Below are 17311 nucleotides of genomic sequence, written 5' to 3' on the forward strand. Positions count from 1 at the left end.
CATCTCAATCTTTCGTTATTAGCCTTTTGATTATTGTACCTTCGTACATATGAGCTTAGAACTAAGAACAAACACAGAGGAATTATTTCTTAAAATAGCACGACTTATAGAAGAAAGTCGGGTGCGTATTGTCACGTCAATAAACCTCCCAGAAGTATATGCAAAGTATCGCATTAGACAATATAGGCGAAGGAAGGGCTCAATGTGAGAGGCAAGCATTACAGTCCCTCTCAGTCAGACTAACTGAGCATTTTGGTATAGGGTGGAGCTATTCAAACTTGCGGCAAATCCGACATTTCACTTAGCCTATAGCAATTTGACAGCCAGTGGCTGTCAAATTGAAGGCGACACTCCTAATTTCGCCCTATCTTGGTCGCATTATTTGACAACATACAAATCAAATTGACAGAAAACACTTTAGAAATATGATTACAATTGACAAAATAGATTTCACAAAACTTAAACCATATGATGGAAGAACAACCAAATGCTTTGAGTAGTTATGCTATCAATTAGCAAAACAAGAATATGGTCATCTTGGGACGTTTACACCAATTGACGGCAGTGGTGGTGATGGTGGGGTTGAATTTTATTTAAAACTTGATACAGGTGAAAAATGGGGTTGGCAGTGCAAATTTTTTGGTGATACAGGACGCCTTAATATAGGTTCAAGAGATGTAGCAATTGTAAACTCTCTTGAGACCGCTATTAGAAATCATAGCGATTTGACGAGGTGGTTTCTCTGCACTAAAACAGATTTAACCACGGATAGTTTGTCAAAAAAAGGTAATTTTAGTCGTGGGGAAAGAAGTTGGTTTGAAAATGAACTAACTAAGAAAATTCCAAAAGGAAAAAAATTACTCTTGAGCATTGGGGAGAAACCTCGTTTATTTCATTTCTCAATGATTCTAAGCATATTGGGATTCGGAGTTTCTTTTTTGGAGAACTGGAATTTGAACAAGAATGGTTTGAGAAAAGATTTAGGGAGAATTTCGAGAAAGTAAAAGACAAATACGATCCAGAATTACATACCATTGACAAATACGTTCAGTCTAAGATTGATTTCCTATTATTTGATTCAAACTACATTAAGCTAACTGGAGAACTAAAAGATGTACTACTTGAAAAATCAAATGAAATTGAAGAAAAATTGTCTAAATTTTGTAATGAAAGAATGCTTACGACTTTAGAGCATACTCAAAGGGAGAGTTTTTTCTTAGTTTGTCAAGAGTTAAAAAAACACATCTCTTACACTTTTGAAAAAATTGATCTCATTGAGTCTTGTTTAAAAAAAATAAGCCAGAACTTCTATCAAACTTTGATTTAGAAGAGCTCAACAAGAATTTTTACGACTATTATAACAAGATAGATTATAGTGTTTTTACCGAAAAAACAGGGGCATATAAGAATGCCTCAACTATTTCATATCTTATTTCGGAGTTTGCGGAGACTTATAATCGTTTTTTGGGGAATTATTTTCATGAAAAACAAAGAGTAATTCACTTTATTGCTGATGCAGCAAAAGGAAAAACTCACATTTCCTGCGATATAGCCTACAGAAAAATAATAAACTCAAAACCTGCAATTTTTCTTACAGGAGATAAATTTACTGATGAAACAAGTATCACAGATGCATTAAGGAAAATCCTTGATGTTCCACAAGAATTTTCCTTTGAAGAATTCCTTCAAGCACTTGATATTTATGCATCAATCACAAACACTCACATACCATTAGTCATAGATGGGTTAAATGAAACTATTTCAAACCGTTTGTTTTCCCCAATATGGAAGAATCATTTGCCGGCATTTATTTCAAAGGTATTGCAGACAAAAAAACTAGTAGTAATAACTACTTGTAGAAAATCATATGCTGAAAGGGTTTGGGAAAAAATCAGTACAAATGAATTTCACTATTTATATGGATTTGACGACTACGAGACAATACACGATGCCGTAGAAAAGTATTTTTCTAAATATCAATTGAAGGCCGATTTGTTTTTCGCGTCACTTGAAAAATTCAGAGATCCAATATTCCTGAAAATATTTTGTGAAATAAAAAATCCAGATTGGAAAACATCAAATGAAGTCGCAGTCAATATTGAAGAGGAGTCAACATATGATGTATTCACAGAATATTTAAGCCAAATCAATAAAAGAGTTACGAGCAATAGTCCGATTTTAAGAACAAATGAACAATTTATTTCAAATGCTCTTGATAAACTTTCAACTTATTTGTGGAGTAACGACGTAAGAGAAATCCCTATAAATGAATTCTGTGAGCTGATTGACAACAATATCAATTACGAGAAGGATAAATCTAAGGCAGACATTCTTATTAACGAGGGCTTAGTTTTAACTCGTGACATGAGGGATAATAGTGAATATGTAAGTTTTACTTATGATATTCTAGCTGGATTTATGATAGCTGAAAGTTTAATCAATAATCATCCGAATTCGTTCTTCACAAGTAAAAGGTTTATTCAAAAAATCATATGTAAGAGAAAGCAACACCCACTCTTTGAGGATGTAATATCAGCCCTTTGTTTGCTTTTGCCACAGATAAAGCAAACAACATTTCATGAATTAATAGGCAGAGATAAGCTATTACGTTTTGCCCACTCTAAGTATTTTAAATATCTCCCCCAATTTGTTACAAATATATTTTCTGAGCGAATTAAGTTTTCTAATTATGCGTCAGGAAAATCTATTTCATCGCTTTTTGTTTTGCCTGCAAATTTGGTAAAAGAAAAAGATAAACACTTGGTTTCTAAACTATTTTTTGCTACAGACAAAAACAAAAAAGTATTCTATGACCTTTCATTTAAAACGCTTGGAGATGTAAAACACCCATTGAATGCTGTATTCATGTCGAAATTGTTGGTCGATTTAAAAATGAATGAACGAGATATTTCTTGGACTGAATACATTAGGAAGAAAAGCTATGAGCTTGAAAAATTTGTTTTAGAATTTGAAACACAATGTCGTTCATTAAGTAGTGAGTCTAAACTTGTTTCGGAGAAGCAGCATACAGTGTCAAGATTTATAGTTTGGTTTCTCACAAGCACGAATAGAAATTTAAGAGATAAAACAACAAGAGCTCTTTACTATTATGGAAAAAAATTTCCAAAGGAGTTTTGTTTGTTGGTTTATGATTCGCTAAAGTTTAATGATCCATATGTTTGGGAACGAACATTATCGTCAATGTATGGAGTTGTTATGGCGGAGCATAACTCAACAACATCAGACTATTTTAGGAATGAAATTCTCCCTAAAACTTCAAAAACAATTTATGACCTGATTTTCAAAGAAAACGCACCTCATTCAACAACACATATTTTAGCAAGGGATTATGCAAGACGAATTATTGAAATCGGTTTAATCCATAATTCAAGTTTGCTTTCTGAGCAAGAAATAATAAACATAAGACCACCTTATTCATTTGGCGGTCTTAGAAAATTAGGTGAATTTGACTACGGAGGCGAAGAATATAGTTATGATGGACCAATCCGTATGGATTTTAGCAACTATACAATAGGAAGAATAGTAAAAGATGGTACTTCATATTCTAATCCTCCAGAGAAAATAAAGGTTAGAAGACAAATCTATTGGAGAATTTATGATTTAGGTTGGAGTCCGGATTTATTTAGAGAAGCAGAAAAGGAACTTGGAAATGATATTTATAGCAACAGGGGAAGAACAGAACAAGCGACTGTTGAACGCTATGGGAAAAAGTATTCTTGGATAGCGTATTTTGAAAATGCGGGACTAAGGGATGACCAAGGTTTACTAGACAAGGAGTGGGATAAATTTAGATTGTCTGATGCAGATATTGACCCGAGTTTCCCTGATGCACCCAAAAACGAATTGTTTCTCACTCATAATTTATTAGGCGAGAAAACAACAACATTAGAGGAATGGTATAAAAATGGGGGAATGCCATTTGTTGAAGAGTATTTAACCGTAAATAATTTGAAAGGGAATAATAGCGATTGGATTTGTTTAGATTCGTACATTGGACAAGAGGATAGGTCTCTAGAAAGAAATCGTTTTACCTTTATTCGTGGTCTTATAATTAAAGAGAATGATTATGATGAGGTCGTCAAATTGTTACAGGGGCAAAATATGGGTGGCAGGTGGTTACCTGAGAAAAAAGAAAACTATTATACCTATGCAGGTGAATTATATGTCTTTGATGATGCTACTTATGACAACCATGCCATTTTAGAATTTCAAACCAACAAGAAAAAAGTGAAAATAAAGAAAGGAGATCCAGGATACTACCCGAATGTTTTTTTGATTTGGAAGATAACAAATTTAGGACTAGAGAAGAGTTTCCAGGGGAAATAGAACGGGAAATTTGTGAAACCAAGAAGTTTAGTGCTTTAATGCCTGTTATGGAATACAATTGGGAGGACTATCATAGTTCTACCAATAATGCTGGACATATTACAATTCTTGCGAAAGAAATAGTAAATCAATTGAACTTGGTAAACCAACCTCAAACGTTTGACTTACTTGACAGCGACGGAAACATTGCCAGTTTAAGTCTTAAATACCACAGAGATTATAATAACAGCCATAACTTTGTTTACATAAGAAAAGACCTGCTTGATAAGTATCTAATAGAGACCAAAAGTAAGTATATATGGATAATTTGGGGCGAGCGCGAAGTTCGGTTCAAAACAGTAGAAAGGCAAAAAGATTTTTTCAAAGCAAATCCTTTCGAAGAGTATCAGGTTTTTCAAAAGGTAATAGAATATGGAAAATAGCCAACGTGTAAGTGTTAGTACATTTTCAATCCGCATAAATCTAAACATACATAAGGACTTATGGGAGACATTAACAACAATAGCTCACAGATACAATGAATTTATATGCTAGTTGACAACATACAGGTTTTGTTGATTGGAATCTTCTGTCTGTCGAAGAGCAAGCAACAATTGAACAAACCACCCTACTAGTTGGCTTGCTTTACGCAATGTGTAAGGTTTGCATTGTTGAGCGACGAAAAGATCAGCTTAACAAAGTAAACTACGATCCAATCCGAGCAGCTCAAGAGAAAGCGTATAAAACACTTCCAGCCCTAGCTTAGGCAATTTAGAACCGTCAAAAACAGCCTTCGATAAATAGTAGGATAAATCATAGTGTATCTATCTATATGACATTTAATTACGTATCAAAATTCATCGTCAGCTGTATCGCCTGCACCTGTAACTTGATGATTGCCTCGGAGTAAATTTCGAGTTGGCGAATCATTCTCTGGGCAGCGGCGACCGTGTGGTAGCTGTTGAGTGTCTTGACGGCTTCGTTGTAACTCACTCCGATGACCCTCAATTTAGTAATGATGCTGTCTAACTGTCTTAGATACGGCTCTGCGGACTCGTCTTGTGTGATGACCTTAAAGGATTCATTTAGTAGCCGTGCTCTGAGGTAGTGACTCTTGGTCTTCGCTCCCGATTTTTGGTATAGCTCGATGAGCTTTTTCTGGTCTTCGAGGTTGGGTATTCTGATGTGCCATCTGTCCCATCGTGGGCAGGTGGCATATCTGCCGTCTGGCTTGTCTGTATTCTTTCTTTTCATTGGTTTCGTTGTTCTTTAATCACGACTTTGGAGTGATTGATACCCCTATTGGGGCAAGGGTCTTTGTGCGACAAATGGTAATTTGTGGGACAAAGACACACCTTGCCGGTATCAAGAGATGATGCTGATGAAGCATCCACCCTCTTCGGGGTGTCTACTTCGATGAAGATAGTTCTCCATTTTCTATCCCTCTGCAAAGTTAGAGGCTTGTTGTAACAGTCTCATCATAAGGGATATTCTGAGAATATCCTGCTGTTTCCCGATGCTTCCCGAGGGGTTGAAGGCGACTGATTTACCAACTTATTTTGCAGTGGATTTAGGTCAGAACCGACTGACCGACCTAACTCAGAATAGACCAACCGACCTCCGTTTGTAAGTCGGTTCAAAAGTAGGAAAGTCACGATGTAGAGCAGTTATTGAATCCGTCAGTTAATCAAGATTTCAGTCGCTTAGTTTAGACAGAGTCATCTATTCACTAACGAATCAACCTCAGAGCATCGGTCGGTCACTAAATCCAAGAATCAGTTATTTCCGTAAACAGTTATCTGACATGAAAACGCTCCCTATGCAAGCTCCCATTTATTTGGGCTTCGCCTCACAAAAAGGCGGTGTTGGCAAGAGCTCTCTTGCCGAAATCCTTGCCTCCATACTTTACTATGAGAAGCATCTCCCTCTCGTAGTGGTTGATTGTGACGGTACGCAGGAATCGTTCTATAAACTTCGAGAGCGAGAACGCAATCTCATCCAAGCTTCCAAGGAGCTGAGCGAACAGCTCAAAGTCCATTTTACCAAGTTTGGACATCCGGCTTATCCCATTTTACGCTCCACCCCTGATGTGGCATTGAAAGATGTCCAAAAGTATCTGGAAAGCTCGGAACGAAAGGAACGGTTGGTCATCTTTGACTTTCCGGGGCATGCCGGTACAGAAGCCCTTTTACAGCTCTCCATAGAGATGGATTATATCATCTCCCCCATAGAAGCCGATCCTCAGTCCCTGGTATCCGGTTTTGCCTATGCTCAAACTGTTCGGGACTTGGGTCTCAGTTTTGAAGACGCACGCATTCGAGACCTCCTGCTTCTTTGGAATAAAATCAATCGCAGTGCCAGTCCTGTGGTTGTTGACCACTATACGAAATATGCCCAAGAGGAGGAGATCAACCTTTTTGATACCCGTATCTACCATTCGGTGAAGTTTTCTCGAGAATTAGGTCAGGGAGGCGTCAAAGGCGTTTTCCGCAGTTCTTATTTACCACCCGTACCTGCCCTTCGTCCATCCACAGGGGTAGATGAATGGGTAGAAGAAGTTCTCCAACGTTTTCACCTTATCCATGAATAAATCATGCCTTCCATCCAAGAAAAACGACAAAAGATATTGAGTGCCAAACTCCAAGAGATGGGCGATATCGGGGTTACGAAGCGTAGTGCAGAGGAGTCCCCCTTTTTCGACCAACCCGTTGAGTTAGAGCCACAAGAGGCTCCGATACCGACAGAGGAGACATCCGAGGATGCTATACCTACGATTAGTGAGACAGAGAACGAACTCCATGTCGCTTATACCATGGACACCGTTGATGAGGATGAGGTCTTGAGAGAGGAACTGATGTTCACTCCCGATCCGACTCCGGAGGTTTCTCCATCGGCAATTCTTGCCCGTGACCTTGTGCGCATGGGATGCTGGAGCAAACATGACGATACCCTCGATGAAGAGGATGAAGCAGAAGTTCAGGCAACCCTCAGTAAAGTGCAAGGCACTGACTTGATCGAGAAGTACAAAGAAAACCTCAAGGCACAAGAATCGAAGCATACCAAGTTCTTGGAAGCCATGCGTCGTGCAGAGGAAGCTCAAATACAAAGCGATATGGTAAAAACTGAACACCTCCCAAGACAAGAACTTCAAGGAGGCAACGAAAGAACCTTAGACTATTACCTCTAAAACACAAGCGGAGTAATGGATGGGGTAGCACATGAAGGTTACACGCAAGTAGTACCATGAAAACGAGCTACAGAGGTGCTCCCCATCCTGACCTCCCCACACAACAGAGAACAACCTATTCATAATCAATAACAATAAATCCAACAACATGAACAGAAAGAAAATCGCATTGATGTTGCTCCTTATCGCCACTGCGACCGCAGGAGCTTATGCACAGGGCAACGGTATGGCCGGTATCAACGAAGCCACCAAAATGGTCACGAGCTATTTCGATCCCGGTACCAAATTGATTTATGCCGTTGGAGCCGTGGTCGGCTTGATTGGGGGAATCAAGGTATACAATAAGTTCAGCTCGGGAGACCCTGATACAAGCAAGACAGCAGCCTCTTGGTTTGGGGCATGTATCTTCCTTATCGTGGCTGCCACCATCCTTAGAAGTTTCTTCCTCTAATGGCATCTTGGGAAATCAATAAAGGTGTAGGACACACAGTGGAGTTCAAGGGCTTGAAAGCTCAGTACCTCTTTCTCTTTGCGGGAGGGCTTCTAGGGACTTTCATCATGGTGATCGTATTGTACCTCTTGGGCATTAGTCAGCTCGTTTGCCTTGGCATAGGCGTATTGGGTGCCACGCTGGTGGTGTGGCAAACATTCGCTATGAACCGCAAGTATGGTGAACATGGGCTGATGAAGCTCGGAGCAGTACGCTCCCTCCCTCGTTACCTTTTGAACCGGCGTATCGTTTACCACCTCTTTCGTAACCTCAAATCACAAACGACAAGATGAGAAACAGCAGTAAGATGAGCACTCTGGAGGCGAAGTTCCCCCTGCTCGCTATTGAACAGGGATGTATCATCAGCAAGGAAGCCGACATAGCGGTGGCTTTTCGGGTGGAATTGCCCGAACTCTTCACGGTGACTTCGGCCGAATACGAAGCGATGCACTCGGCTTGGCATAAGGCGGTTAAGGTGCTGCCTAACTTCAGCATCGTGCATAAGCAGGATTGGTTTATTGTGGAGGAGTACCAAGGAAAACTCTCGGAGGGAGGATTGAGTTTTCTCGCTCGCTCTTCGGAGCGACACTTTAATGAGCGTCCTTATCTGCACCACTCGGTCTATCTCTTCCTTACCAAAAGCAATAAGAAGCGTATGGCACAGCAGAGCAATTTCTCTACTCTCTGCCGTGGGCATCTTGTCCCCAAAGAGATTGAGGACAAAGAAGCCGTCATCAAGTTTATGGAAGCCGTCGATCAGTTCGAGCGCATCATCAACGACACGATGCTCATTCGTTTAGAGCGTATGACGGAAGAGGAGCTTGTGGGGACAAAGGAGAAAAGCGGTTTACTTGACCGTTATTTCTCTCTTTCCGATGAGCATCATGCTTCGCTGGAGGACATCCGATTGGGTGCCGACCTTGTACGTGTAGGCGACAATAGGCTTTGCTTGCACACTCTCAGCGACACGGACGACCTGCCAACGACTGTCAGCACGGATAGCCGTTACGAGCGACTATCCACCGACCGCAGTGACTGCCGCCTCTCCTTTGCTTCGCCCATAGGGCTGATGCTTCCATGTAATCACATCTACAACCAATACCTCTTCATTGAGGATAGCGATGCCAACCTGCACGCTTCGAGAAGCAGGCAAGAAATATGCACTCCTTGGCTCGCTACAGCCGTAGCAACCAGATCAACGAGGAGTGGCTACAAGAGTACCTTAATGTCGCCCATTCTCAGGGTCTCTGCTCCATCCGTGCCCACTTCAATGTACTGGCATGGAGTAGTGACAGCGAGGAACTGCGACAAATCAAGAACGATGTGGAAAGTGCCTTGGCTCTTATGGAGTGCAAGCCCCGACACAACACTATTGATGTGGCTACGCTCTACTGGGCAGGCATCCCCGGCAATGCTGCCGACTTCCCCTCGGAAGAGAGTTTCTATACTTTCATCGAGCCTGCGCTCTGCTTTTTCACAGCCGAGACAAACTACAAGGACTCACTTTCTCCCTTTGGTATCAAGATGGCAGACCGCCTGTCGGGTAAGCCCATACACCTGGACATCTCTGACCTCCCGATGAAAAAGGGCATCATCACCAACCGCAATAAGTTCATTCTTGGTCCGTCGGGCAGTGGCAAAAGTTTCTTTACAAATCACATGGTGCGCCAGTACTACGAGCAGGGGGCACACGTCCTGCTTGTCGATACGGGTAACTCCTATCAAGGTTTGTGCGAACTCATCCATGGCAAGACGAAGGGCGAGGATGGAGTCTACTTCACCTATACGGATGAGAATCCCATCTCTTTCAACCCCTTCTATACGGATGATTATCTCTTTGATGTAGAGAAACGAGAGAGTATCTGCACCCTGCTTTTGACTCTTTGGAAGAGTGCGGAGGAACAGATTACCAAGACCGAGGCGGGGGAGCTTGGTTCGGCTGTCAATGCCTATATCGAACTCATTCGTTCGGATAGAAGCATTACTCCCTGCTTCAATACCTTCTACGAGTATCTGCGTGATGTGTACCGAGAGGATATGGGTAAGCGAGAGATTGAGGTTACCCTCTCCGACTTCAACATCAACAACCTCTTAACGACCCTCAAGCAGTACTACCGAGGCGGTCGCTACGACTTTTTGCTGAACTCGGATAAGAACATCGACCTCCTAAGTAAACGCTTCATCGTCTTTGAGATTGATGCGGTGAAGGATAATAAAGACCTCTTCCCTGTGGTGACCATCATCATCATGGAAGCTTTCATCAACAAGATGCGTCGTCTCAAGGGCATCCGCAAGATGATTCTCATCGAGGAGGTATGGAAAGCGATTGCTTCGGCCAATATGGCGGACTATATCAAGTATTTGTATAAGACCGTCCGAAAGTTCTTTGGTGAGGCAATTGTCGTCACGCAGGAGGTGGACGACATCATTCAGTCGCCCATCGTCAAGGAGAGTATCATCAACAATTCCGATTGCAAGATCCTGCTCGACCAGCGTAAGTATATGACCAAGTTCGACGGCATACAGGCGATGTTGGGCTTATCGGAGAAGGAGAAGAACCAAATCCTCTCCATCAATCAGAACAACGACCCGAATCGCCTCTATAAGGAAGTATGGATAGGCTTGGGCGGTATGCAGTCTGCGGTTTATGCTACGGAGGTGTCGCTGGAGGAATACCTCACCTACACGACCGAAGAGACTGAAAAGCTCGAAGTGATGCGCCTCTCGGAAGAGTTAGGCGGAGACATCGAAACAGCTATCCGTCGCTTGGCTATGGAGAAACGACAGAAGTAAAACCCTTAAACAACAGAACCCATGAAAAAGTACATCCTTATGGCTCTCCTTGGATTGAGCCTCTTTACTACACAAGCCCACGCTCAGTGGGTCGTAAGTGACCCTATGAACTTTGCGGGGAATATTGCCAATACGGTCAAAGAGATTGCCACAGCCTCCAAGACCGTCAAGAACACCTTGAACGGTTTCAAGGAGGTGGAGAAACTCTATAATGACACCAAGAAATATTACGATGCTCTCAAGAAGGTGAATAACCTCATCGGCGATGCCTACAAAGTGAAGGAGACCATCTTGATGGTGGGTGACATTTCAGAGATTTATGTCTCCTCCTATAAAAAGATGCTCAGTGATACGAATTTCCGTCCTACTGAGCTGGCTGCCATGGCTTCGGGCTACAGTAAACTTCTGGAACTGAGCGGAGAGAGTCTGAAGGAGTTGAAATCCGTAGCTAAGAGCAATGTCTTCTCCATGAACGACAGCGAGCGGATGCAAATGATAGACCGCATCTATAACACCGTTCGAGAGTATCGCTCTTTGGTATCGTACTACACCCGAAAGAATATCTCTGTGAGCTACGTGAGGGCACGACAAAAGGGAGAGCTCGAGCAGGTACGCTCCCTATATGGAAGTTCAGACATACGTTACTGGTAAGCCATGGATTTTTCAAGTTTACACGAACTGCTTCGTTCCACCTATCAGGAGATGATGCCCTTGGCCTCGGAGATGACAGGTATTGCCAAGGGGATAGCCGGCTTGGGAGCCCTGTTTTACATTGCCATACGTGTTTGGTCGTCACTGGCCAGAGCAGAGCCGATAGATGTCTATCCTTTGCTTCGCCCCTTTGTTTTGGGCTTCTGTATCATGTTTTTCCCTACGGTGGTACTTGGTACGATGAATGCTGTTCTCTCTCCCGTGGTGAAAGGCACAGAACAGATGGTACACAAGCAGGAGGGAACACTTGACAAACTGACTGCAGAACGTAACAAACTGCAGGAGGAGGCCTACCTGCGTAATCCCGAAACCGCTTATCTCGTCTCGAATGAGAAGTTTGACCAAAAGATAGAAGAGATGGGGATTATCGGCCCCGAAGATGCCGTAACTATTGCAGGAATGTATGCCGAACGTGCCGCCTACCAAACCAAGCGATGGTTCATGAAAAAGGTGCAAGACCTTTTGGAGCTTATCTTTCATGCTGCCGGTCTTGTCATCGATACGCTCCGAACCTTCATTTTGATTGTCCTCTCCATCCTCGGTCCTGTGGTCTTTGGCATTGCCGTATGGGATGGTCTTTCGGGGTCACTGACCGCATGGTTTTCACGCTACATCTCAGTCTATCTCTGGTTACCTGTCAGCTCCATCTTGACAGCCCTTCTGACAAAGATTCAAATCTTGATGATTCAGAAAGACATCGCCCTGTTAAGTGACCTCAACTACATTCCCGAAGTGGGCAGTTGGTACTATATGGTCTTTTTCCTTATCGGTATCATCGGCTACTTCTCTGTTCCGACCGTTTCGGGATGGATTATCGAAGCAGGAGGAGGTATCGGTTCTTATGGACGTAATGTGAATCAGACGGCTCAACGAGGAGCTCAGGGAGCTTATCTCGGAGGAAAAGCCGCTGCTGCAGGCGCAGGAGCCTCTATCGGTAACATCGGAGGTCGTATCAAAGGAGCTCTACTGAGAGGGAAAGGAAACTAATAAGGAAGAACAAACAGCATTTTTATGGAATTCAAATCACTCACCAATATCGAAACCTCATTCAAGCAGATACGGCTTTATGCGCTGCTTTTTGTACTGCTCTGCATTGCCGTCTGTAGCTATGCGCTCTATGCCTCCTACTCTTTTGCCTCTCAGCAGAGGGAGAAGATCTATGTTTTGGACGAAGGGAAATCACTCATTTTGGCACTCAGTCAGGATGCCGCAATGAATCGCCCTGTCGAGGCACGTGAGCATGTCAGACGATTTCATGAGCTCTTCTTTACGATTGCACCCGACAAGGCAGCCATCGAAGGGAATATGGAGCGAGCCTTTCTGCTCTGTGACAAATCCGCATTCAACTATTACAAAGACTTGGCAGAAAAAGGCTACTACAATCGAGCCATCTCTGGAAATGTCAACCAACGGATAGAGATCGACTCTATCCACTGCAATTTTAACAGCTACCCCTATGAGGTAACAACCTATGCTCGCCAGTTCATCCTGCGTCAGAGTAACGTTACGGAGCGTAGTCTCATTACGACCTGCACGCTTCAGAACTCCGTCCGCTCGGATAATAACCCACAGGGCTTCTTAATGGAGCATTTTCTTGTGCGTGAAAACCGAGATCTACAAACCTATAAACGCTAAGCCTATGTCCACTCGCTTTTCATTCTGCCGCCACTACTTACGTCTGCACTACCGGTTGAGGGAGCAGTGCGATAGGCTCAGTCCAAAGGCTCGCAAACGTTTGGTCTATGGCATTAGTGCCGCCTACCTATTTTGTTCGCTGGCGATGATAGTACAGTTCTTCCTCCCTCATCGGGAAGAGGCACTGCCCATCCACACGAATCAATACATCGATGCTCCGATACCTACAAACTCTGTAGATAGCATCGGAAGTCGTCTGACTAAAATCTCTCAACAAATGATTGAACATTATGGATAAAAAACAGAAAGAACAACTGAAAAAAGGCTTGGTCTTCGGTGGGCTTGGACTCCTTTGTGCCCTCTCGATGTGGTTCATCTTTGCTCCTTCGGACAAGGATAAGACCAAAGAACAGGAGGGACTTAACAAAGATATTCCCCAAGCCACGGTCGAGCAACTTACAGATAACAAACTCAAAGCCTATGAACTGGGCGATCAGTCTGCCCAAGAAGAGCAAACTCAAGCTGAGATAGGAAAACTATCCGACTATTTCGCCGAAGCAGCTACTTTGTCCGAGGATGAAGTTCAGCGACAGACATCTTCCACGAAGATCGAGGGCTCGCTCCAACGTTACGAGGAGAACAACCGACTGGTAAGTTCCTTTTACGATCACGATCCATACCAAGAGGAACGTGAAGCCTTGCATGCGGAGATTGAAGCCCTCAAAGAGGAGTTGGCTCAGCGAGATGAGGGGGAAAAAGACGAGGAGGAGAAACAGCTTGCTCTTATGGAGAAGAGCTATCAGATGGCATCGAAGTATCTTCCCAAGGGAACGGCTCCCCTCGGCAATGCCAATGCCAGAGCGACAGAGCGACCTGTTGCTGAAGGTCATATGACAACGACTTCTCCGGAACCCGTGATGACGGTCTTGACTGAGCGTAAGCCAATTGTCTCCTCTCTCAGTCAGCCGATGACGGACTCTGCCTTTATACAGGAATATGGCATGAAGGAGCGCCACATTGACTTTCATTCTCTCTCGAATCAGAGTCCTTCCCCACAGTGTAACACCCTGCGAGTGGTAGTCGATCGCACGACCACACTCCAAGAGGGCGAGTATGTAGCCCTCCGACTACTCGAAACGGCTCGCATCAAGGACTTGCGTATCCCTCGTGGGGGCAAGCTCATCGCCCAAGCCAAGATTGAGGGTAACCGTATGCAACTGCTCATCAAGAGCATAGAAGTAGGCGGACAGATTATCCCCGTCAAGCTCTCTGCCTACGACACAGACGGACAGGAGGGTATCCATATTCCAGGCTCTGAGAACGTGTCTGCCCTCAAGGAGATGGGAGCGAATATCGGTGGCTCGATGGGGACGTCCTTCACCTTTGCCAGTTCAGCCAAAGACCAAATCATCTCCGAGGCTGCTCGTGGTGTAATGCAGGGAGCAAGCCAGCTTTTGCAAAAGAAGCTTCGCACCATCAAGGTCACCCTCAAAGGAGGGTATCGCCTATTCTTAGTACAAACCAAGTGACGACTTTGCATAATAGCTGCATTACCGCGTTACCTGCGAGTTTAGGGTTCAGTCACTTACCTCAGTAAGCTCCCTTCGCCCTCGCTCTTGGTGCCTTGTACTGCACCCATTCTGCAAGCCCGTAATCAATAAATTAAACCAATAAGACAATGAAAAGAATGTTTCTATCTGCCCTTATGCTTGTGGCAGGCATCACAACAACCTTTGCCCAAAATAATGAGGGGTATCGCCCTCTCAACTCGGGTGACCTTTATCGAGGAATGACCAAAGCGATCCCCTCGGGGCGTGTCGTTTTGCCTTATGGGCTTGAGGTTACTTTCGAGAAGACCTCACACCTAATCTTTCCTGCACCGATTCGCTATGTAGACCTTGGGAGTAACAACCTCATTGCTGGCAAGGCGGAAGATGCCGAGAACGTCTTGCGTGTCAAGGCTGCCGTGCGTGACTTTGAGACCGAGACCAATATGAGCGTCATCTGTGAGGACGGCTCCTACTATGCTTTCAACGTGAAGTATGCCGACGAACCCGAAAAGCTCAGCATCGAGATGAAGGACTTTCTGTCCAGCACAGAGGGGAGACTACCCAGCAATCGTGCCGACATCTACTTTAAGGAACTCGGCAACGAATCGCCTATTCTGGTCAAGCTGATGATGGAGACCATTCATCAGAACAACAAGCGAACGATCAAGCATATCGGCGTACAGCAGTTTGGCATCAAGTTTCTGCTTCGTGGCTTGTATGCCCACAATGGGCTTCTGTATTTGCATACCCGTATCGACAACGAAACGAATATGCCGTACTCGGTGGACTTCATCACCTTTAAGGTCGTGGATAAGAAGGTCGCTGGGCGTACCGCCATCCAAGAGCGAGTATTGCAGCCCTTGCGTGCCTACCATCAGGTGATGCAGGTGCGTGCCGAGGATAGCGAGCGTACAGTCTTTGCCCTTGAGCAGTTGGCTCTTTCTGAGGACAAACAGCTCGAAGTAACGCTCTACGAACGAAACGGCGGTCGTACGCTTTCCTTCTACCTCGAGCAGGAGGACCTGCTACTTGCCCGAAAGATTGATAAGCTCAAACTCAAATGGTAAGCCCTATGAAGAAGCACCTATTCTTATCAGCCTGTGTAGCGGTGGCAATGGCTTTTGCTTTGCCCTCGCACGCACAGCGACTTATCCCGAAGCAAAAGGGGATTGAGGTGGTGGCATCCGTGCCAGTGATTAAGGGCGAGAAGCTCTTTGCTGAGAAAAAAATTGGCATGGGGGTTTCGCTCACGAAATACCTCAAGCGAGAGAACTATGCCTTTCTCTCGGCAGAGTACGAAGACCAGAGCCTGCCATATCGCACCTACCAAGTGCCGATGCGTGATATGCTCCTGCAAGTAGGCTATATGCAACCTATCCTCTCGGATAGAGGCAAGAACATCTTTGGCTACCTCGGTATCTCTGCCCTCGGAGGTTATGAGGAACTCAATGAAGAAAAGTCTTTGCTACCCGATGGGGCAACCCTGCTTGACCGCTCTCGCTTCGTCTATGGCGGTGCGGTGCATAGTAGCATTGAGTGCTTCCTCTCAGATAGGTTGCTCCTCGTCCTCAAAGCTCAGGGGCGGCTACTTCTCGGTTCAGATGTGCATCGTTTTCGTCCTGCACTCTCGGCAGGCATTAAGTTCAACCTTTAAGCAACAAGAGAACAATGAAAAAGAAAATCTTTAATACACTGTGGGTCGTGGGGGTACTCACTTTTGCTGGGGTTTGTTTACCTGCTTGTAATCGGGAGTTGGATGTGCAGCAGTCTTACGACTTCGCTTTGCAAACGATGCCTGTTCAAAAGGACATCAAGAAAGGCGAAACAGCCGAAATCCGTTGCTCCCTTAGACGAGGGGGCAACTTTGCCGACACCCGATACACCCTCCGTTACTTTCAACCCGAGGGCAAGGGTATCCTAAGAATGGACGATGGCTTAGTCTTCAAGCCCAACGACCGCTATCCCTTGACGAGGGAGGAGTTCCGTTTGTACTACACCTCTCAGTCGGCAGACCGCCAAACGATAGATGTGTATATCGAGGATAACTTCGGCAAAGTACAACAACTGACCTTTGCCTTCAACAATAAGAAGGCAGAGGAGGAGAAAAAGAAAGATGGCTAACTGGATACTTGCACTCTGTCTACTGTGCTTGGGGGCTTTGCCCTCTATGGCACGGAGGCGAGTGCGTTGGGTAGACTTACCGCCTTTTGAGCGAGCTGTGCTTTTCGTCAAACACTTTGAGGGCTGGCACGGCAAGAAGCATCATCCCTATGTCGGCTATGGTCACGAGCTTAAAAAGGGCGAGAAGTTTACGGCAGAGATGACGGAGCGACAAGCCGACTCCCTTTTGCGTGCCGACCTTTGGGAATGCTTTGAGGTGTTTAGGGACTATGGCAAAGACGCTTTGCTCTTGACGCTGCTCTCTTACAATATCGGTGTGGGGCGCCTGCTCGGCTACGGCAAACAAGGCAAAAGCCAGCTGCTTCGCAAGATTGAGCAAGGGGATAGGAATTTCTACAAGGAATACCTATCCTTTTGCCACTACAAAGGCAAGGTCTTGCGAGGGTTACTCAAACGTAGAAAAGTGGAGTTTGCTCTGTTTTATATCCCATAATAGTT

16 protein-coding genes and 1 pseudogene are annotated in these 17311 nt (G+C 44.5%); 16 read left to right on the plus strand and 1 reads right to left on the minus strand.

Annotated elements, in window-relative coordinates:
• The first annotated feature begins 1281 nt into the window (after positions 1 to 1281).
• Positions 1282 to 4347 carry a hypothetical protein gene (locus JT26_RS00340; RefSeq protein ID WP_036844544.1) on the plus strand — a complete coding sequence of 1022 codons (3066 nt, stop codon included), beginning with the start codon at positions 1282 to 1284 and terminating at the stop codon, positions 4345 to 4347.
• Positions 4299 to 4769 (plus strand): hypothetical protein, encoded by a 471-nt coding sequence (locus tag JT26_RS00345; RefSeq protein ID WP_152566950.1) that lies wholly within the window; start codon positions 4299 to 4301, stop codon positions 4767 to 4769. Before JT26_RS00340 ends, JT26_RS00345 begins: the two co-directional genes overlap by 49 nt.
• 400 nt (positions 4770 to 5169) lie before the next feature.
• On the opposite strand, the gene JT26_RS00350 is transcribed toward JT26_RS00345, so the two are convergent.
• A complete protein-coding gene (locus tag JT26_RS00350; RefSeq protein ID WP_036844550.1) occupies positions 5170 to 5580 on the minus strand; it encodes a hypothetical protein in 411 nt (136 codons plus the stop codon).
• A gap of 550 nt (positions 5581 to 6130) precedes the next feature.
• Between JT26_RS00350 and JT26_RS00355 the strand changes: the two genes are divergently transcribed.
• The 14 genes and pseudogenes from JT26_RS00355 to JT26_RS00415 all read left to right on the plus strand — a co-directional run bounded on the left by JT26_RS00355 (position 6131) and on the right by JT26_RS00415 (position 17306).
• Complete coding sequence (locus tag JT26_RS00355; RefSeq protein WP_036844553.1) at positions 6131 to 6916, plus strand: ParA family protein; 786 nt, start codon at positions 6131 to 6133, stop codon at positions 6914 to 6916.
• Between the two features lie 3 nt (positions 6917 to 6919).
• Positions 6920 to 7513 carry a hypothetical protein gene (locus JT26_RS10885; RefSeq protein ID WP_200879735.1) on the plus strand — a complete coding sequence of 198 codons (594 nt, stop codon included), beginning with the start codon at positions 6920 to 6922 and terminating at the stop codon, positions 7511 to 7513.
• A gap of 148 nt (positions 7514 to 7661) precedes the next feature.
• On the plus strand, positions 7662 to 7964 hold the full coding sequence (locus JT26_RS00365; RefSeq protein WP_018964948.1) for a DUF4134 domain-containing protein: 303 nt from the start codon (positions 7662 to 7664) through the stop codon (positions 7962 to 7964).
• Positions 7964 to 8296, plus strand: coding sequence for a DUF4133 domain-containing protein (locus tag JT26_RS00370; RefSeq protein ID WP_036844573.1), 333 nt, complete (start codon positions 7964 to 7966; stop codon positions 8294 to 8296). The genes JT26_RS00365 and JT26_RS00370 overlap by 1 nt, the downstream gene beginning before the upstream one ends.
• Positions 8293 to 10796 (plus strand): annotated as a pseudogene (locus JT26_RS00375) (TraG family conjugative transposon ATPase). The gene JT26_RS00370 and the pseudogene JT26_RS00375 overlap by 4 nt, the downstream one beginning before the upstream one ends.
• Before the next feature lie 21 nt (positions 10797 to 10817).
• Entirely contained in the window at positions 10818 to 11447 is a 630-nt protein-coding gene (locus tag JT26_RS00380; RefSeq protein WP_036844577.1) for a DUF4141 domain-containing protein, read from the plus strand.
• A gap of 3 nt (positions 11448 to 11450) precedes the next feature.
• On the plus strand, positions 11451 to 12494 hold the full coding sequence (gene traJ / locus JT26_RS00385; protein ID WP_036844580.1) for a conjugative transposon protein TraJ: 1044 nt from the start codon (positions 11451 to 11453) through the stop codon (positions 12492 to 12494).
• Positions 12495 to 12518: 24 nt separating this feature from the next.
• A complete protein-coding gene (gene traK, locus JT26_RS00390) occupies positions 12519 to 13142 on the plus strand; it encodes a conjugative transposon protein TraK (RefSeq protein WP_036844583.1) in 624 nt (207 codons plus the stop codon).
• Positions 13143 to 13146: 4 nt separating this feature from the next.
• Complete coding sequence (locus tag JT26_RS10360) at positions 13147 to 13440, plus strand: hypothetical protein (protein ID WP_081966345.1); 294 nt, start codon at positions 13147 to 13149, stop codon at positions 13438 to 13440.
• Entirely contained in the window at positions 13433 to 14671 is a 1239-nt protein-coding gene (traM, locus tag JT26_RS00395) for a conjugative transposon protein TraM (RefSeq protein ID WP_036844586.1), read from the plus strand. Before JT26_RS10360 ends, traM begins: the two co-directional genes overlap by 8 nt.
• Positions 14672 to 14820: 149 nt before the next feature.
• Entirely contained in the window at positions 14821 to 15759 is a 939-nt protein-coding gene (gene traN / locus JT26_RS00400) for a conjugative transposon protein TraN (RefSeq protein WP_036844589.1), read from the plus strand.
• Between the two features lie 5 nt (positions 15760 to 15764).
• On the plus strand, positions 15765 to 16346 hold the full coding sequence (locus tag JT26_RS00405) for a conjugal transfer protein TraO (protein ID WP_036844950.1): 582 nt from the start codon (positions 15765 to 15767) through the stop codon (positions 16344 to 16346).
• Between the two features lie 14 nt (positions 16347 to 16360).
• On the plus strand, positions 16361 to 16813 hold the full coding sequence (locus JT26_RS00410; protein ID WP_036844592.1) for a DUF3872 domain-containing protein: 453 nt from the start codon (positions 16361 to 16363) through the stop codon (positions 16811 to 16813).
• Positions 16806 to 17306, plus strand: a complete 501-nt coding sequence (locus tag JT26_RS00415) for a lysozyme (protein ID WP_036844594.1) — start codon at positions 16806 to 16808, stop codon at positions 17304 to 17306. The genes JT26_RS00410 and JT26_RS00415 overlap by 8 nt, the downstream gene beginning before the upstream one ends.
• Positions 17307 to 17311 lie beyond the last annotated feature (5 nt).

It is taken from the genome of Porphyromonas sp. COT-108 OH1349 (assembly GCF_000768755.1).
Lineage (GTDB): Bacteria > Bacteroidota > Bacteroidia > Bacteroidales > Porphyromonadaceae > Porphyromonas_A > Porphyromonas_A canoris.